Source organism: Streptomyces sp. NPDC101237 (assembly GCF_044767465.1).
GTDB lineage: Bacteria > Actinomycetota > Actinomycetes > Streptomycetales > Streptomycetaceae > Streptomyces > Streptomyces gramineus.
Genome location: NZ_JBIWNY010000008.1, coordinates 48,143 through 66,263, shown reverse-complemented (window position 1 = coordinate 66,263; position 18,121 = coordinate 48,143). Strand labels below are relative to the sequence as shown.

The following is an 18,121-nucleotide window of genomic DNA, read 5'->3' as shown; positions in this document are numbered from 1 at the left end:
TCCGGTTGAGTGACGCAGACACTACGCAACGTGTGCGACGGGAGGGGTGCGTTTGGCATTTTCCAGTGGAACGTGCCCACGGCAGGCTAGTGTTGGTCGACTGGGCTGCGTTTCGACCCAGTTGATCCCTGTGTCCGGGATCCCTCAACGGCTTCCGGTTGCACGCAGGGTGGTGAGCGCGTCGGCGTGCGCCCCTCCGGAATCGGCCACGATCTCCGCGACCGTCTGCGGCTCCCGTACGACGGCGAACGCCACGCCGCCGGCGCCGTCCGGGGCGAAGCCGTAAACCCCGGGCCGGGCAAGGGAGTTGTAGGAGTAGTGCGTGCCGAAGTAGTACGCGCCGGTGTCCAGCGCGGCCGCGTGGTCGCCCTGTTCCAGGACCGGCAGCGCGCGCCCCTCGGCGAGCAGGTCGCCCGAGAAGCAGGCCGGTCCTGCCACGTCCTGCACCACCGCCGGACCCTCCTTGGGCCGGCCCTTGGCGTCGTACCCGGCGATCCGCAGCGGCCAGGCGCCCGGCACGTACACCGTCCGGGCCGCCACCTGGACGCCCGCGTGCGTCACCGCGATCCGCCGCCCGCCGGAGCTCTTGGTGTACTCCACCCGGGCCACCACCGTGCCGTGCCGGGCCAGCAGCGACCGCCCGAACTCCGTCACCAGCCCGTACCGACCGTCGAACAGCCCCGGCACCGCCTCCGCCAGGAGCCGCGCGTACTGCGCGTACGTCGGCTCCGTCGCCTCCGAGGCGAGGTTGACCGAGAGTCCGCCGCCGATGTCGAGGGTGTCGATCTGCCGCCGCCCGATCCGCGCGTTGATCTCCTCGGCCAGCGCGTACGTCTCCGCCACGCCCCGCGCCAGCAGCGACAGCGAGATCCCCTGCGAACCGATGTGCGCGTGCAGCCGGGTCAGCCACGGCCGGTCCGCGAAGGCCCGCACCACCCACTCCCGCGCCCCTTCGTCCCGCAGCCCCACGCCGAACTTCGAGGTCGCCGTCGCGGTGGAGGTGGCGCCGATGCTGCCCGCCCCGATCTGCGGGTTGACCCGGATCCCGAGCGGCGAGCCGGTCCGCGCGGAGGCGGTCAGGGCGTCGATGCGCCGCAGCTCCTGCGGGTTGTCCGCGTTCACCGCGACGCCCAGCGCCAGCGCCTCGCGCAGCTCCGTCCCGGTCTTCGCGGGCGCGTCGAACACCGTCCGCTCCACCGGCACCCCGGCCGCCCGTGCCAGGGCCAGCTCGCCCGCGCTGGCCACCTCGGCGCCGATGCCCTCCCCTGCCAGCAGCCGCACCACCGGCACCAGCGGGTTCGCCTTCACCGCGAAGGCGTGCAGCATCCGGGTGCCGGGCGCCGCGACCGCCTCGAACGCCCGGTGCAGCGCCGCCGCCGAGGTGCGGATGCCGGTCACGTCCAGCAGGCCTACGATCGGCGCGTCCGGCCCCAGCAGCCCCTGCTCCACCGCCGCCCGCACGGCGTCGTCCCGCCGCACCACCCGCTCGCTGTCGTCCACGCACCCGTCCCTGCCCGCTCCGTCGCTCGTCCTGCCGTCCGCCACGCCGTCCCCCGACATGTCGTCGTCCGCACCCTTAGGGCCCATACGTCCAGCGAAACACCCGGACCCGCGGCCGCGCTGGCGGACCGATGTATTGACTAGCTCTATTCAGCGGGCCAGGATGTGAATAACCGAATAACCGCAGGAACACATCACTGGCCGTCATGCGCTAGGAGGCAGACCATGTCAGGACCCCGCCCCGTACGAGCCCCGCGCGGTACGGAACTGAGCGCCCTGGGATGGCAGCAGGAAGCCGCCCTGCGGATGCTGCAGAACAACCTCGACCCCGAGGTCGCCGAGCACCCCGACAAGCTCGTCGTCTACGGCGGCACCGGCAAGGCGGCCCGCGACTGGCGCTCCTTCGACGCCATGGTCCGCACGCTGCGCACCCTCAAGCAGGACGAGACCATGCTGGTCCAGTCCGGCCGCCCGGTCGGCGTGATGCAGACCCACGAGTGGGCCCCGCGCGTCCTCATCGCCAACTCCAACCTGGTCGGCGACTGGGCCAACTGGGAGGAGTTCCGCCGCCTGGAGGCCCTCGGCCTGACCATGTACGGCCAGATGACCGCCGGTTCCTGGATCTACATCGGCACCCAGGGCATCCTCCAGGGCACCTACGAGACCTTCGCCGCCGTCGCCGCCAAGAAGTTCAACGGCACCCTCGCCGGCACCATCACCCTCACCGCCGGCCTCGGCGGCATGGGCGGTGCCCAGCCCCTCGCCGTCACCATGAACGACGGCGTCGCCCTCTGCATCGACGTCGACCCGCGCGCCATCGAACGCCGGATCGAGCACCGCTACCTCGACGTGAAGGCCGACTCGCTCGACCACGCGCTCCGGCTCGCCACCGAGGCCCGCGACGCCCGCCGCCCGCTCTCCATCGGCGTCCTCGGCAACGCGGCCGAGCTGGTCCCGCAGCTGCTCGCGATGAACGCGCCGATCGACATCGTCACCGACCAGACCTCCGCCCACGATCCGCTGGCCTACCTGCCGGTCGGCATCGCCTTCGAGGACATGGCGGACGCGGCGGCCAAGGACCCGGCGGGCTTCACCATCCGCGCCCGCGAGTCGATGGCCAAGCACGTCGAGGCCATGGTCGGCTTCATGGACGCGGGCGCCGAGGTCTTCGACTACGGCAACTCCATCCGCGGCGAGGCCCAGCTCGCCGGGTACGAGCGGGCGTTCGCCTTCCCCGGCTTCGTCCCGGCCTACATCCGCCCGCTCTTCTCCGAGGGCAAGGGCCCCTTCCGCTGGGCGGCCCTGTCCGGCGAGGCCTCCGACATCGCCAAGACCGACAAGGCGATCCTCGACCTGTTCCCGGAGAACGAGTCCCTCGCCCGCTGGATCAAGCTGGCCGGCGAGCGGGTCCACTTCCAGGGCCTGCCCGCGCGCATCTGCTGGCTCGGCTACGGCGAGCGGGACAAGGCCGGCGAGCGGTTCAACGACATGGTGGCGAGCGGCGAGCTGGCGGCACCGCTGGCGATCGGCCGCGACCACCTCGACTGCGGCTCCGTGGCCTCGCCCTACCGCGAGACGGAGGCCATGCTGGACGGCTCCGACGCGATCGCCGACTGGCCGCTGCTGAACGCCATGGTGAACGTGGCGTCGGGCGCGTCCTGGGTCTCCCTCCACCATGGCGGCGGGGTGGGCATGGGACGCTCCATCCACGCCGGGCAGGTGACGGTGGCCGACGGCACGAAGCTCGCCGGCGAGAAGATCCGCCGGGTCCTGACGAACGACCCCGGCATGGGTGTCATCCGGCACGTGGACGCGGGCTACGACATCGCCGAGGCCGTCGCCGACGAGCGCGGCGTGCGGGTGCCGATGCGTGAGGGCGACGACGCGTGACGAGGAGCGGGGACTCCGCGGTGCGGGCCGACGCCCGGACGCCGGGCGGCGGCGCGGTCTCCTTCCACGAGATGTGGCGGGAGCTGCTCCCCGTCGGGCGGCACGCCGACTCGCACGGCTACCGCCGTTTCGCCTGGACCGGGGCCGACGCCGAGTGCCGGGCGTGGTTCCGGGAGCAGGCCGACAGGCGTGGACTGGTCCACGAGGTCGACCGCAACGGCAACCAGTGGGCCTGGCTCGGTGACCCGGCCGCCGGGGACGCCGTCGTCACCGGCTCGCACCTGGACTCCGTACCGGACGGCGGCGCCTTCGACGGGCCGCTCGGCGTGGTGTCGTCCTTCGCTGCGCTCGACGAACTCCGCCGCAGGGGAGTGGAGTTCACCCGGCCGCTCGCCATCGTCAACTTCGGTGACGAGGAGGGCGCCCGGTTCGGTCTCGCCTGCGTCGGGTCGCGGCTGACCGCCGGACAGCTCACCGTCGAGCAGGCCCACCGGCTCACCGACGGGGACGGCATCACCCTGCCCCGGGCCATGGAGGCCGCCGGCCACGACCCCGACGCCATCGGCGCCGACCCCGAACGGCTCGCCCGCATCGGCGCCTTCGTCGAACTGCACGTCGAACAGGGCCGCGCGCTGGACCTGTCCGGCGACCCGGTCGGCGTGGCCAGCGCGATCTGGCCGCACGGACGCTGGCGGTTCGACTTCCGCGGCGAGGCCAACCACGCCGGCACCACCCGGCTGGCCGACCGCCGCGACCCGATGCTGTCGTACGCCGAGACCGTGCTCGCGGCCCGCCGCGAGGCCGAACTCGCCGGAGCCGTCGCCACCTTCGGCAAGATCGCCGTCGAACCGAACGGCGTCAACGCCATCCCGTCCCTGGTGCGCGGCTGGCTCGACTCCCGCGCCGCCGACCAGGCCACCCTCGACACCGTCGTCGGCGGCGTCGAGAAGGCGGCCCGGGAGTACGCGCGGGCGCACGGCATCGACCTCGACGTGGTCCGGGAGTCCTTCACCCCGGTCGTCGAGTTCGACCACGCCCTGCGCGACGAACTCGGCCGCATCCTCGGCCGGGACACCGGACTCACCGTGCCCGTGCTGGGCACCGGAGCCGGACACGACGCCGGGATCCTCTCCGGGAGCATCCCGACCGCCATGCTGTTCGTGCGCAACCCCACCGGTGTCTCGCACTCCCCGGCCGAGTTCGCCGCCGAGGACGACTGCGTGGCCGGGGTGAGCGCGCTCGCCGACGTACTGGAAGGGCTGGCCTGCGGGTGACGACACCGACGACGTACTGGCTGGAGCACGCCTGGCTCGACACGCGCGTCGAGCCCGGTGTCGCCGTGGAGGTGGCGGACGGCCGGATCACCGCCGTCCGCACGGACACCCCCGCCCCACCGCCGGGGGCCGAGATCCTGCGCGGTCTCACCCTCCCCGGCCTGGCCAACGCCCACTCGCACGCCTTCCACCGGGCGCTGCGCTCCACGGTCCAGATCGGCTCCGGGACCTTCTGGACCTGGCGCGAGCTGATGTACTCCTTCGCCGACCGGCTGACCCCGGAGACCTACCACGCGCTCGCCCGCGCGGTGTACGCCGAGATGGCGCTGGCGGGCATCGCGTGCGTCGGCGAGTTCCACTACGTCCACCACGCACCCGGCGGCACGCCCTACGCCGACCCGAACGCCATGGGCGAGGCACTGATCGCGGCCGCCGCCGACGCCGGCATCCGCATCACGCTGCTCGACACCGCCTACCTGTCCGCAGGCTTCGGTGAGCCGCCCACCGCCCACCAGACGCGCTTCTCCGACGGCAGCGCGCAGGCCTGGGCCGAACGCTGCTCCCTTCTCAAGGAACGGGAGCACGCCCGGATCGGGGCGGCCGTCCACTCGGTGCGGGCCGTGCCCGCCGACCAGCTGGCGACCGTCGCCCGCTGGGCCGAGGAGCGGCGCGCCCCGCTCCACGTGCACCTGTCCGAGCAGACGGCCGAGAACGACGCCTGCCTGGCCGCCCACGGCCGCACCCCCACCCGGCTGCTGGCCGACCACGGCGTCCTCGGCCCGCGCACCACCGGCGTGCACAGCACCCACCTCACCGACGAGGACATCGCCCTGCTCGGCGGCTCCGGCACCGGCACCTGCATGTGCCCGACGACCGAACGGGACCTGGCCGACGGCATCGGACCGGCCGTCGCCCTCCAGCGCGCGGGCTCGCCGCTGTCCCTCGGCTCCGACAGCCACGCCGTCATCGACCTGCTCGAAGAGGCGCGCGCCATGGAGCTGAACGAGCGGCTGCGCACCCGCACCCGCGGGCACTGGACGGCCGCCGCCCTGCTGCGCGCCGCCTCCGTCGACGGCCACGCGGCCCTCGGCTGGGAGGACGCCGGCGCCCTCGCGCCCGGCATGTTCGCCGACCTGACGACGATCGCGTTGGACTCGGTCAGGACGGCGGGGCCGCTGCCGCGACTGGGCGCCGAGACGGCCGTGTTCGCCGCGACCGCCGCGGACGTGCGCCACACGGTCGTCGCGGGCCGGCACGTCGTACGGGACGGCGCCCACGCGCTCGTACCCGACGTGCCGGGAGCACTCGCCGACGCGATCGAAGCGCTCCGCGCCTGACGACCACCCACGAGGACACCATGAGCAGCAGCACCGCCATCACCGACATCGCCACGCTGGTCACCAACGACCCCTCCCTCGGTGACAACTCCCCGCTCGGCCTGATCCGGGACGCGGCCGTCGTCATCGACGGCGACCGTGTCGTGTGGATCGGTGAGTCCGGCAAAGCACCCGCCACCGACAACCGGGTCGACGCGGGCGGCCGGGCGGTGCTGCCGGGGTTCGTGGACTCGCACTCCCACCTCGTCTTCGCGGGCGACCGCACCCAGGAGTTCAACGCCCGGATGTCCGGCCGCTCGTACTCCGCCGGCGGCATCCGCACGACGGTCGCCGCGACCCGGGCGGCGACCGACGAGGAACTGGAGCGCAACCTCACCCACTACCTCGCCGAGGCGCTCCGCCAGGGCACCACCACCTTCGAGACGAAGTCGGGCTACGGCCTGACCGTCGAGGACGAGGCGCGCGCCCTGCGGATCGCCGCCGCCCACACCGACGAGGTGACCTACCTCGGTGCCCACATCGTCTCCCCGGACCACGCCGACGACCCGGCCGCCTACGTCGCCCTGGTCACCGGCGAGATGCTCGACGCCTGCGCCCCGTACGCCCGGTGGATCGACGTCTTCTGCGAGAAGGGCGCCTTCGACGGCGACCAGGCCCGCGCGATCCTCACCGCGGGCCGGGCCAGGGGCCTGACCCCGCGCCTCCACGCCAACCAGCTCTCCTACGGGCCCGGCGTCCAGCTGGCCGTCGAACTCGACGCGGCCAGCGCCGACCACTGCACCCACCTCACCGACGCCGACGTGGACGCGCTGGCGAACAGCCGGACCGTCGCCACCCTTCTCCCCGGCGCCGAGTTCTCCACCCGGGCCCAGTGGCCGGACGCCCGCCGCCTCCTGGACGCGGGCGTGACCGTCGCCCTGTCCACGGACTGCAACCCGGGCTCCTCCTTCACCTCCTCCGTGCCGTTCTGCATCGCGCTGGCCGTCCGGGACATGCGCATGACCCCGGACGAGGCGGTGTGGTCGGCGACGGCCGGCGGCGCGCGGGCCCTGCGCCGGGACGACATCGGCCGGCTCACCCCGGGCGCCCGCGCCGACCTGACCCTGCTGGACGCGCCGAGCCACGTCCATCTCGCCTACCGGCCGGGTGTCCCGCTGGTCGCCGGGGTGTGGCGCCGGGGCGTCCGCGTCGCCGGCTGAGTCAGCGCGCCCCGGCCCGCCAGCGCTGGGCCGTGCCGTCGTCCACCGGATCCAGGGAGAGCCCGTCGCCGTCCGGGGCGAGGGCCGTCTCGAGGGCGATCTCCGGGCGGATCTCGCCGTCGGAGAGGACCGTGAAGCGCAGGTTGGCGCCGTGGCCGCCGTCCACCGACGAGCACGACCAGATGCCGACGCCCTTGTCGACCGAACCCCGGCTGTCCAGGCAGAAGTCGGGGTCGGCGGCGGACTGCAGCACGCCCCGGCCGGCGTCGACCCGCCAGCGCTGGGTGCCGGAGTCCGAGCAGGCGGCCGTGACGACGTCGGTGCCGTCGTCGAAGTCGCCGTCCCGGACGTCCAGGCAGCGTCCGGTGGCGGCGTTCACGACCTGGGCGTAGCCGGCGCCCGGCGGCCTCGGAGCGGGCGACGGGGGCGGCGCGGCGGAGCGGGTCGGGGTCGCGGTGGGCGGCACCGAGTGCGCCGTGGTCGGGGCCGGGCGGTGCGAGGACTTCGTGGGGGAGGGCGACGGGGAGAGGGTCGCCGTCGCGGTCACGGTCACCTGCGGGGTGGCCGGTGGCGCCGCGGTCGCGGCCGCCGGGCCGTCGGCGGAGGGGGCGGGACGGTTCAGGAGCACCAGCAGCAGCGGTACGAGCGCCACGCCCAGCGCCGTCGAGGTCAGCAGGACGCGGCGGGACGGGGAGCGGCGCCCGTGGTCCGGGGCGGCGTCGGCGGCGGGCGCCGGTGCGGAGGTCTCCCGGCGTACGTAGGCGGCGCCGCCCCAGGGCAGCAGACCCTCCGCCAGGGCCGTGCGCGGACCGTCCCTGAGCGCGGTCAGGTCCTCGAACGCGGCCGTGCAGTACGGGCAGTGGGCCATGTGCGCGTGCAGGTCGGCGCTGTGCCGCGGGTTCTCGGGACGCACCGACTCCTCGATCAGGCGGCGGAAGTCCGCGCAGCGCGGGTCGTCGGACGCGGCGAGGCGGTCGCGCAGGCAGGCCCGGGCCAGCGACTGGAGGGCGGGCGGGGTGCCGTACCGGACGTCCTCGGGGGTCAGGCCGAGGTGGACGGCGGTCCGGGCCGGCGGCTCCTGGTCCAGCACGCCGTACCAGATCAGGCCCTGGGTGCGGGAGGGCAGCGACCGGAACGGCGCGAGCAGCGGCGGGGTGGGCGGCTCGGGGCTGCCGGTCGCGTTCAGGACCAGCAGGAGGGCCGGGTCCAGGGCGGCGGAGCGTTCGTCCCGCGCCCAGTCGGCGGCCAGGCGGGCGGTCAGCAGGAGCAGGTGGTGGCGGAGCGGGACGACCGGCTCGGCGCCGCGTGCGATGTCCCTGGCGGCGGTGGCGAAGGTCTGCGCGGTGAGCCGGTGGGCGGCCGCGTCGCCGGCCGTGCAGAGCCGGGCGTGGCCGAGGACCGGTGCGTGGTGGCGGGCGCGCAGTTCCTGGAGGGCCGGATAGGCGGTGGCCGCGGGTGCGCGCAGGAGTTCGGTCAGGCGGGCGTCCGGGGGCGGGTTGTCCTGCACCATGCTGCACCCCTTCGCGCCGGCCCGCCGCGGGCCCGTCCCTGCTGACGTACCGGCCAGTTTGAGGTGTGGGTGGGGCGCGAGGGAGGCCTTTGGTGAAAAGAGGCGGCCGGAAAGTGCCGCGGGGCCCCGGGACCGGCCCGGCACACGACTGCGGGCGCGCGGGGCGGCCGGTCCCCGTGCGCCCGCAGCCGTCGGCCTCGGGTGTCGCCGGAGTCACTCGTCGAGCGTCAGGGCCTTCCGCAGCCGCACCAGGGTGCGGGACAGCAGCCGGGAGACGTGCATCTGCGAGATGCCCAGCTCCTCGCCGATCTCCGACTGGGTCAGGCCGCCGACGAAGCGCAGCGAGAGGATCTTCCGGTCCCGGGAGGGCAGCTGGGCGATCAGCGGCTTCAGGGACTCGATGTACTCGATGCCTTCGAGGCCGTGGTCCTCGTAGCCGATGCGGTCGGCCAGGGCGCCCTCGGAGTCGTCCTCGTCGGGCTGTGCGTCCAGGGAGGAGGCCGTGTAGGCGTTGGAGGCCGCCATGCCCTCGACGACCTCTTCGTTGGAGAGGCCGAGGCGCTCGGCGAGTTCCGCGACGGTGGGGGAGCGGTCCAGCTTCTGGGCCAGTTCGTCGCCCGCCTTGGCGAGGTCGAGCCGGAGTTCCTGGAGGCGGCGCGGGACGCGTACCGACCACGACGTGTCGCGGAAGAACCGCTTGATCTCGCCGATGATGGTAGGCATCGCGAAGGTGGGGAACTCGACACCGCGCGAGAGTTCGAAGCGGTCGATCGCCTTGATCAGGCCGATCGTGCCGACCTGGATGATGTCCTCCATCGGCTCGCTGCGGGAGCGGAACCGGGAGGCGGCGAACTTGACGAGCGCGAGGTTCAGTTCGACGAGCGTGTTGCGTACGTACGAGTACTCGTACGTGCCTTCCTCCAGCGACTCCAGCCGCTCGAAGAGGGTCTTGGACAGGGCTCGTGCGTCGACCGCGTCGACCTCGTCGAACGGAGGGATCTCCGGGAGGTCCAGATCCGCGACGGATCCCTCGATGGCATCCAGGTGTTCCGGTGGGGGTGTCGACGTCGCCGTCCGGGTATGCGATGCGTCGAGCCGGGGTGACATGGTGTCCTCCATCGTTCTCGGCGATAAGGCTGCCGAAGCCGTGCGTGCACTGCGGAGTGCGGCGCCTCCAAAGCCGGCCGTGTCGGTTTTCGTGTCCCTACTAGGCCTACCCGCTCCGCCGAGCCACTCGCAAGTCCGTTCTATTGTCATTTGTCCGTTTGTGGGAGGTTGTTCGGGTGTCGGAGTGCGTGGAGAAGGCGTAATGTTCGAGGGCGTCGACACGGCGTTCGGCAGACATCGGTGGGCATCGTCAGACATCGGTCAGACGGTGACAAAAGCGGTCACGACCTCGGGAGAGAGACGGCAATGGACCACGGGACGGTCGGCAGCGCACAGTCGGGCCGGCTTCTGGTGGAGGTGCGTCAAGAGGGCCCCAGCGCCGTCGTGATTCCGGCGGGTGAGCTCGATCACCACACCGCCGACCTGCTGCGCGAGCCGCTCGACGATCTCCTCGACAAGGGGTTCTCACGCCTTGTCGTCGACTGCTCGCGCCTCGAGTTCTGCGACTCCACCGGACTGAACGTGCTGCTCGGCGCCCGGCTGCGCGCCGAGGCCGCCGGTGGCGGGGTGCACCTCGCCGGAATGCTTCCGGTGGTCGCCCGGGTGTTCGAGATCACCGGGGCCGAGGCGGTCTTCACCGTCCACGACTCCGTCGAAGCGGCCCTGGCCGACGAGGCCGGCCCGACCGGCGACGAGAGCTGAGTCCGGATCCGGTGTTCGCAACCGGGGGGTGTCCCGGCGCGTCGCCAGGGCAGGAGAGATCTGTCGGCGGCCGATCGGCCGCGGTCGAGCGAGCCGCTTCGACAGGTCCGTACGAAGTGCAGCAACGTGGAATTGTGAATCGTGAACCGGTGAAACGGTGAGGTGAAGCGCTGATGAGCACCACCCGGCCTTACCCGCCGGGCGACCGCGGCCCGGAGACCAGCGGCGTTTCCGGGATGTCCGAGGCGGCGGCGGCCGACGTGCCGCCCGCCTCGTCGGGGGGTCGTCAGGTCCGCAGGCTGCGCCTTGCCGGTGAGAGCGGGGTGGTACCCATGGCCCGCGACTTCACCCGCCAGGCGCTGTACGCGTGGGGCTGGCTGCCGGCCGAGTCCGCCGAGCGCAGGGCCGCCGCCGAGGATGTCCTGCTCGTCGTCTCCGAGCTGGTCACCAACGCCTGCCTGCATGCGGAGGGCCCGGACGAACTGTTCCTGGCCTGCGACAACAAGGTGATCCGGGTGGAGGTGTCCGACCGGGGGGCCGGGCAGCCGGCGCCGCGGACCCCGCACCAGGCGGGACGGCCCGGCGGACACGGAATGTTCATCGTGCAGCGGCTGTGCCTGGACTGGGGGGTCGTCCGCGCGTCCGGGGAGACCGGCAAGACCGTCTGGGCGGAGCTGGGGGCGCCCGCGTAACGGCGGGCGCGCGCACCGGGGACGCATCGGCGTCCCCACACTTCCGCCACTCCCTTTCTCTTCCCTCCTCAGGGGCCCCGGCGTACCTTGACGGCCGAATCTGATACCTCGTCAGTAGCGAATGAGGTGGACCGACCGTGCCGTCGTACCCGAAACGCACCGCCGTGCTCGCGTCCGCCGCGGCCCTGGCCGGCTCGGCGGTGCTGCTGGCCGCCCCGACGGCGCACGCCACCGTCGTCGACGTCGACTACTCCTGCAAGACGCCGATCGGGAACAAGAGCGCCGTCTCCCCGATCGACATCAAGGGCGTCAGGAGCGGCGGCGGCTACAAGATCACGATGTCCTGGCAGAAGGGCGTCTCCTCCAGCCCCGTCGAACTCGGCAAGGGCGCGATGAGCCCGAGCGCCACCGTCAGGCTCGGCGGCGCCGACTCCGGGACCCTGAACGTGACCGGCTCGCCCAACCAGGCCGCGATCCCCGCCAACACCCCCATCAAGATCAACGACCTGAGCGGCACCTACACGCCGAAGAAGAGCGGCAAGGTGACGTTCACGGCGGGCGTCCTCACCATCAAGGCGCTCGGCACCACCACGACCTGCACCCCCGGCAACAACCCGGGCCCGTCCCTGACCCTGGACGTGAGCGCCGCCGGCGGCGGCACCACCGGCTCCGGATCCTCGTCCGGCGGCACCGGCGCCGACTCGGCGGGCACCCTCCCGAAGACCGGCCCCGAGGACTCGTTCGTCGCGCTCGGCACCCTCGGCGGCACCGTGCTGCTCGCGGGCGCGGCCGGCGCCCTGTGGCTGACCCGGCGGAACCAGCCCGTACGCCGCTGACCCGAAGGGTCCGACCGCTGGAGCCGCCCATGCCGTCCGCCCAGTCCGCCCTCCGTGTGCTCGGCCTCGCCGTGCCGGCCCTGCTCGCCGCCGCCGCGCCCGCGGCGGCGGCCGGAAGCTGGTCGGTCGCGCCGTCCGGCGGCGGCCGCCCGTCCTTCTACGCCGAGGGCGCCCCCGGATCCGTCCTCCAGGACACCCTGTCGGTGACCAACCGCGCCGGGCACCCGGTGACGGTCCGGCTGTCCGGCACCGGCGTCCGGGTCGCCTTCGCCGCCCCGGACGTGCGCGTGCCCGCCCGCACCCGGGCCGACGTCCCCTTCACGGTGACCGTCCCGGCCGCCGCCGCCCCGGGCGACCGCCCCGGCACGCTCGTCGCCGAGGACGCCGACGGCCGCACCGCCACCGTCCGCGTCCGGCTGCGCGTCGGAGGCCCCGCCCTGACCGCGCTGACCGTCGAGCACGTGGCCGTACACGGCGACCGCATCGGCTACGAGCTGGTCAACCGGGGGACGACCGTGCTCGTGCCGAGGCTCGCGGTGCACGCGGAGGGCGTCCTCGGCCGCGACCTCCTCGACCGGGCTCCGCGCACCCTCCCGGTCCGCCTCGCCCCGGGCAGCCGCACCCGTCTCAGCGAGCCCTGGCCGGGCCACCCCGCCCTGGACGCCGTCGACGTCCGGCTGACGGCGACGGCGGCGGGCGGCGCGCACGACACGGCCGGCACCCGGGCGCGGTTCGTGCCCCGGGGCGCGGTCGCGGGCGTCGCGGGTGCGTCGGCGGCCGCCGTCGCCGTGACGGCCCTACGCCTGCGGGCACGCCGTCGTGAGCGTCCGGGCGAACCCCTTTCCGAGGAAGCCGAGTTGACGGGAGCGGCGCGGTGAGAGCGCGTGCGATCGCGATATCGACGGCGCTGGCGGCGGTGTTCGCGCTGCTCCTGGCGCCCCTGGCAGCGGCCGCCGGACCGGCCGTCAAGGTCTCCGAGCCGCAGGCCGGCACCGGTGGTTCGATCACCGTCACCGGTACCGGCTGGCGGCCGCACACCCTGCTGATGATCCTGATCTGCGGCCGGGCCACCCCGGCCCGGGGCGTGACAGGCGGCACCAACTCCTGCGCCAACGCCGACGGACGCGCGGTCACCACCGGCGCGAACGGCGGCTTCGACCGACGCCTCCCGGTCAGCGAACCGCCGGTGCCCTGCCCCTGCGTGGTGCACGTGGCCACCGTGACCGGTGCGAAGGCCGAGGCGGACGCCGTCTTCCAGGTCGCCGGGCACCCGGTGCGGCCACTGCCCGCCGAACCCACCGGCGGACGCCTCGCCGTCCTCACCGACACCCGCCTCGACGGCTCCTCGGGCCTGCTGACCTGGTTCGGCGCACCGCCCTCGCGCACCCTCGTCTTCACCATCGGCAACGCGGGCTCCAGCACGCTCAAGGACCCCGTCTTCCACGTCGGCACCGCGCACGGCGTGTTCGCCCCCCAGTGGGACGAGCAGCAGTGGCGGGGCACCCTCGCCCCTGGCAGGAAGGCCCGGGTCGAACTGCCCGTCGAACTCTCCGCCGGCGCGCACGGCGACTACACCGTCTCCCTCCGGTACGACGGCAGGGTCCTGGCCGAGCAGCCCTGGGGCGTCGGCCGTCCCTGGGGCGTGACCCTGTTCTGGATCCTGCTCTGCGTGGTCGTGCCGGCCGCCGTCTTCCGCATCGGCATGGCGGTGGTGGACCGGCTCCGGCCGCCCCGCGCCGGCGGCCTCCGGCACCGGGGCGTGTCCCGCCCTGCCCTGCGCCTGCCGCGCCTGCGCGCCCCGGAGCCCGCGCCCGACACGACCTCGACCCTGCCGTGGTTCACCCCGGACAACGACCCGGGCATGGCGGCCGCCCGGCTCTCCGCACCGCACGACGACAGTTCCACGAGTCCCACGACTCCCACCAGGAAGGGAACCACGTGACCATGCGAAGGAGAGTGACACCGGTCGGAGCGGGTGCGGCGGCGGCCGCGCTGGTCCTCGGCGGGGCGGGCCTGCTGCTGGGCGCGGCCGCCGGGACGGCGCAGGCCGCCGAGGTGTCGTTCGCGACCCACTGCGTACCGCCCGCCGGGGTCGCCGACCCCGTCGACGGCACCACGAAGGTGGAGATCACCGCGCCCGCCACCGCGAAGGTCGGTGACACGGTGGACATCACCTGGAAGTTCGTGCAGGCCGCCTCCAAGAACCCGGACATCATCGACCTGCCCGCGAACTCGGTCCAGCCGTCCGGCACGCTCAAGGCGGCCGGCGCGCAGACCGCCGACCTCGCCCTGCAGGGCCCGCGCGAGAACCCGGCGATCCCCAAGGGCGGCGACATGGTGCTGTCCGACATGACCGGCACGCTGAAACTGACGTCACCCGGCGAGGTGACGCTCACCCCGGACGGCTACAAGGTCAACGCGTTCGGCACGGACACCGTGTGCACCCCGTCGGCGGCCGTGCCGAAGGCCGCGACGATCGAGGTGACCGGCAGCGGTTCCAGCGGGTCGCCGACACCGACCGACACCGGCCCGGCCTCCCCGTCGGCGCCCGCGAGCCCCTCCGACTCGCCGCCGCCGTCCGCGTCGCCGTCCCCGTCCGCCTCGTCCTCCGACGGCACCGGCCAGACCGACTTCACCGGCAAGCAGGTCCAGGTCCCCTACGCCTGCAAGACGCCCATCGGCGACAAGAACGCGACCTCGCCGGTGCAGATCGACGCGAGGAGGAACGGCGGCAGCTTCGACCTCACCGTGAAGTTCGACGGATCGGTGATGGACAGCCCCGCGGACATCCCGGCGGACTCGGTGAAGCCGTCCATGGAGGTGGTCCTCGGCGGCGCCGACAAGGGCACGGTCCACGTGGAGGGCCCCGCCAACTCCGCCCCGATCAAGTCCGGCGACCCCATCGAGATCCCGAACCTGACGGGCACGTACAAGCCGGGTGCGAGCGGCACGTCGACGCTCTCGCCGGGCGTCCTGACGGTCGACGCCCTCGGTACGACGACGACCTGCACGCCGACCAGGTCGGAGGTGTCGCTGACGCTGGACACGACCGAGCAGGCGGGCGGCGCGGCGGGCGGTACGTCGACGTCCGGCGGCTCGGCGGGCGGTTCGAGCGGCAGCGGCGGCCTCGCGGAGACCGGCGACACCGGCAACGGCGCGGTGAAGGCGCTCGGACTGGTGGCGGGCACGGCGATCCTCCTGGGCGGCGCGGTGTTCACCTTCATGCCCCGAAAGAGGACGAGGTGATGCCCTAGGGGCGCTGGGGGAGGAACTGCGCGAGCGACCCCCACCGGCCGTTGGCCGGGACACGACGAGGGCCACCCCATTCCGAGGAATGCGGTGGCCCTCTGTCAGAAGACGATCAGTGGATCAGTGAACGTCACCCATGAGTTCGCGGACCTTCTTGCGGTACATGAACACCGCCGCACCGGCGAGCACCGCCAGCGCCGCCTGGAGCGTGACGATCCCCGTCTTGTTCAGGTCGACACCCGCGAGGGACAGCAGACCGGTCGTCGCGTCGCCCGCGGTGACCGCGAGGAACCACACACCCATCATCTGGGAGGCGTACTTCGCCGGCGCCATCTTCGTCGTCACGGACAGACCCACCGGAGAGAGCATCAGCTCGCCCACGGTCTGCACGAAGTAGATCCCGACCAGCCACATCGCCGCGGCCTTGTGACCGCCGTCGGCGATCGACAGCGGCGCGAGGAACAGGAAGAACGACGCACCGATCAGCACCAGGCCGCCGGCGAACTTCACCGCCGTGCTCGGCTCCTTGCCGCGCCGCGCCATCGCCAGCCAGGCCCAGGCGAAGACCGGCGCGAGCGCCATGATCATGACCGGGTTGACGGACTGGTACCAGGAGACCGGGAAGTTCCAGCCGAAGATCGTGTTCTTCGCGGACGCGTCGGCGAACAGGGAGACGGTCGAACCGCCCTGGTCGTAGATCATCCAGAAGACGGCGGCGGCCACGAAGAACCAGATGTACGCGCTCATCTTGGACTGCTCGGCGCGGTCCAGGTCCTTGTCGCGCTTGATGCGGGCGATGACGACGACCGGGATCAGCAGACCGGCGATCGTGATCGGCACCAGCAGCCAGTTCAGGGTGTAGACGCCGCAGACACCGACCACGATGTAGAAGACCGCGGCCACGGCGGCCCACAGGCCGGCCTTCGTCAGCGTCGCCTTCTTCTCCGCGGCGGACAGCGGCGTCGGGACGATGTCCGAACGCGAGCTGAGGTGACGCGTGCCGAGCAGGAACTGGGCGAGACCCAGCGCCATGCCGAGCGCGGCCAGCGCGAAGCCGAGGTGCCAGTTGTAGTTCTCGCCGACGGTGCCGATGATCAGCGGCGCGGCGAAGGCGCCCAGGTTGATGCCGATGTAGAAGAGCGTGAAGCCACCGTCACGGCGCGGGTCGTCCGGGCCGCCGTACAGGTGACCGACCATCGTGGAGATGTTGGCCTTCAGCAGGCCTGAGCCTATGGCGACCAGGCCGAGGCCCCCGAAGAACGTACCGGCGCTCGGCAGCGCCAGCGTCAGATGGCCGAGCATGATGATCGCGCCCGCGACGGCGACCGTCTTGCGGGGACCGAGCACACGGTCGGCGAACCAGCCGCCCGGCAGGGCGAGCAGGTACACGAGCGACAGGTACACCGAGTAGATCGCCGTCGCCGTGGCCGCACTCATGTGCAGGCCGCCGGGAGCGACCAGGTACAGCGGGAGCAGGGCCTTCATGCCGTAGTAGGAGAAACGCTCCCACATCTCGGTCATGAAGAGAGTGGCCAGTCCGCGGGGGTGGCCGAAGAAGGTCTTCTCGGAACCGGGGGTGCCCGGTCGGACCGAGTCCTTCGTCAGGCTGGACGCCATGGTCGTTCCTTGCTGGTCGGGACGCGCGGTGGGGCTGTACGCGCCCGTGGGGGGAGCGGCCGGCACCGGCGGGTCGGACCGTCCACCCCACGCCCGGGGAGAGTCCGCCCCGGTTCACGGAGCGGCGGACGGCGACCACCGGGATCCACACTCCGTGACGCTGAGTCGCGTCCGGAGCCCGGCCAGAGGTCATTCCTTTCGAGGCCGGCCGGGGCCGACCCGCACACAAAAGAGACCTTCAGTGTCAAGAAGCCCACCAAAGGTCCCCGGGTGTACTACAGGCGTTCACGTCACTGTACGTCAGGACACCGCCGTATATGGAAGGACTTGAGACACGGATCACAGGTGTCGGGGGAACCGGGTGCCCGCATTCGAAGGCCCCTACCCCCGTCTCGCCTCTCGCTCACAGGTTCGTACCACTGTGCCCCAAGGTAAGAATCCCTGAAGCCGATCACACCCCGGCACAGCGCGTAGTCGGACTACCATCACCTCATGACCCGTGTACTGCTCGCCGAGGACGACGCGTCCATCTCGGAGCCGCTGGCCCGCGCACTGCGCCGGGAAGGTTACGAGGTCGAGGTGCGCGAGGACGGCCCCACCGCACTCGACGCCGGAATGCAGGGCGGTATCGACCTGGTCGTGCTCGACCTGGGCCTGCCCGGCATGGACGGCCTGGAGGTCGCGCGCCGGCTGCGTGCCGAGGGCCACGCCGTGCCGATCCTCATCCTGACCGCGCGCGCCGACGAGGTGGACACCGTCGTCGGTCTGGACGCGGGTGCCGACGACTACGTCACCAAGCCCTTCCGGCTCGCCGAACTGCTGGCCAGGGTCCGGGCGCTGCTGCGCCGCGGCGCCGCCGAGCCCGCGCAGCCGCCGGCCACGCACGGGGTGCGGATCGACGTCGAGTCGCACCGGGCCTGGATGGGCGACGAGGAACTCCAGCTCACCGCGAAGGAGTTCGACCTGCTGCGGGTGCTGGTGCGGGACGCCGGCCGGGTCGTCACCCGTGACCAGCTGATGCGCGAGGTCTGGGACACCACGTGGTGGTCGTCGACCAAGACGCTCGACATGCACATCTCGTGGCTGCGCAAGAAGCTCGGCGACGACGCGGCCAACCCGCGGTACATCGCCACGGTGCGTGGGGTCGGGTTCCGTTTCGAGAAGAGCTGAACGCGGATCGCCGTGGGTGGTAGGTCACACGGTGTGAC

General features: G+C 72.9%; 15 protein-coding genes. 11 read left to right on the top strand and 4 right to left on the bottom strand.

Annotated features, from left to right (window positions below; translation table 11 throughout):
- Nucleotides 1-144: 144 nt before the first annotated feature.
- Nucleotides 145-1,587 (bottom strand): diaminopimelate decarboxylase, encoded by a 1,443-nt coding sequence (locus ACIRQ9_RS14785; RefSeq protein ID WP_404171911.1) that lies wholly within the window; start codon nt 1,585-1,587, stop codon nt 145-147.
- A gap of 138 nt (nt 1,588-1,725) precedes the next feature.
- Between ACIRQ9_RS14785 and hutU the strand changes: the two genes are divergently transcribed.
- The 4 genes from hutU to hutI all read left to right on the top strand — a co-directional run bounded on the left by hutU (nt 1,726) and on the right by hutI (nt 7,200).
- A complete protein-coding gene (gene hutU, locus ACIRQ9_RS14780) occupies nt 1,726-3,390 on the top strand; it encodes a urocanate hydratase (RefSeq protein ID WP_404171908.1) in 1,665 nt (554 codons plus the stop codon).
- A gap of 71 nt (nt 3,391-3,461) precedes the next feature.
- Complete coding sequence (locus tag ACIRQ9_RS14775; RefSeq protein WP_404172454.1) at nt 3,462-4,664, top strand: allantoate amidohydrolase; 1,203 nt, start codon at nt 3,462-3,464, stop codon at nt 4,662-4,664.
- Complete coding sequence (locus ACIRQ9_RS14770; RefSeq protein WP_404172451.1) at nt 4,655-6,001, top strand: formimidoylglutamate deiminase; 1,347 nt, start codon at nt 4,655-4,657, stop codon at nt 5,999-6,001. The genes ACIRQ9_RS14775 and ACIRQ9_RS14770 overlap by 10 nt, the downstream gene beginning before the upstream one ends.
- 20 nt (nt 6,002-6,021) lie before the next feature.
- Nucleotides 6,022-7,200, top strand: coding sequence for an imidazolonepropionase (gene hutI / locus ACIRQ9_RS14765; protein WP_404171905.1), 1,179 nt, complete (start codon nt 6,022-6,024; stop codon nt 7,198-7,200).
- A 1-nt stretch (nt 7,201) separates the two neighbouring features.
- Here the strand turns inward: hutI and ACIRQ9_RS14760 are convergent, their stop codons facing one another.
- Nucleotides 7,202-8,710 carry an RICIN domain-containing protein gene (locus ACIRQ9_RS14760; RefSeq protein WP_404171902.1) on the bottom strand — a complete coding sequence of 503 codons (1,509 nt, stop codon included), beginning with the start codon at nt 8,708-8,710 and terminating at the stop codon, nt 7,202-7,204.
- A gap of 213 nt (nt 8,711-8,923) precedes the next feature.
- Nucleotides 8,924-9,829, bottom strand: a complete 906-nt coding sequence (locus ACIRQ9_RS14755; protein WP_404171899.1) for an RNA polymerase sigma factor SigF — start codon at nt 9,827-9,829, stop codon at nt 8,924-8,926.
- 294 nt (nt 9,830-10,123) lie between these two features.
- On the opposite strand from ACIRQ9_RS14755, the gene ACIRQ9_RS14750 reads away from it, so the two are divergent.
- The 6 genes from ACIRQ9_RS14750 (at nt 10,124) to ACIRQ9_RS14725 (ending at nt 15,293) form a co-directional block, all read left to right on the top strand.
- The gene (locus ACIRQ9_RS14750) at nt 10,124-10,519 is read left to right on the top strand and encodes an STAS domain-containing protein (protein WP_404171896.1); all 396 of its coding nucleotides are present in this window, start codon (nt 10,124-10,126) and stop codon (nt 10,517-10,519) included.
- Nucleotides 10,520-10,692: 173 nt separating this feature from the next.
- Nucleotides 10,693-11,211 carry an ATP-binding protein gene (locus tag ACIRQ9_RS14745; RefSeq protein ID WP_404171893.1) on the top strand — a complete coding sequence of 173 codons (519 nt, stop codon included), beginning with the start codon at nt 10,693-10,695 and terminating at the stop codon, nt 11,209-11,211.
- A 137-nt stretch (nt 11,212-11,348) separates the two neighbouring features.
- Nucleotides 11,349-12,047: an LPXTG cell wall anchor domain-containing protein gene (locus tag ACIRQ9_RS14740; RefSeq protein ID WP_404171890.1), complete on the top strand. Its 699-nt coding sequence runs from the start codon at nt 11,349-11,351 to the stop codon at nt 12,045-12,047.
- A 29-nt stretch (nt 12,048-12,076) separates the two neighbouring features.
- Nucleotides 12,077-12,925 carry a hypothetical protein gene (locus tag ACIRQ9_RS14735; protein WP_404171887.1) on the top strand — a complete coding sequence of 283 codons (849 nt, stop codon included), beginning with the start codon at nt 12,077-12,079 and terminating at the stop codon, nt 12,923-12,925.
- Complete coding sequence (locus tag ACIRQ9_RS14730; RefSeq protein ID WP_404171885.1) at nt 12,922-13,989, top strand: hypothetical protein; 1,068 nt, start codon at nt 12,922-12,924, stop codon at nt 13,987-13,989. Before ACIRQ9_RS14735 ends, ACIRQ9_RS14730 begins: the two co-directional genes overlap by 4 nt.
- A 2-nt stretch (nt 13,990-13,991) precedes the next feature.
- Nucleotides 13,992-15,293, top strand: a complete 1,302-nt coding sequence (locus ACIRQ9_RS14725; RefSeq protein ID WP_404171882.1) for a hypothetical protein — start codon at nt 13,992-13,994, stop codon at nt 15,291-15,293.
- Nucleotides 15,294-15,416: 123 nt separating this feature from the next.
- Here the strand turns inward: ACIRQ9_RS14725 and ACIRQ9_RS14720 are convergent, their stop codons facing one another.
- Nucleotides 15,417-16,913 carry an oligopeptide:H+ symporter gene (locus tag ACIRQ9_RS14720; protein WP_404171879.1) on the bottom strand — a complete coding sequence of 499 codons (1,497 nt, stop codon included), beginning with the start codon at nt 16,911-16,913 and terminating at the stop codon, nt 15,417-15,419.
- A 492-nt stretch (nt 16,914-17,405) separates the two neighbouring features.
- Here ACIRQ9_RS14720 and ACIRQ9_RS14715 point away from each other — a divergent pair, with 492 nt between their 5' ends.
- Nucleotides 17,406-18,083, top strand: a complete 678-nt coding sequence (locus ACIRQ9_RS14715; RefSeq protein ID WP_007382513.1) for a response regulator transcription factor — start codon at nt 17,406-17,408, stop codon at nt 18,081-18,083.
- Nucleotides 18,084-18,121: the final 38 nt, after the last annotated feature.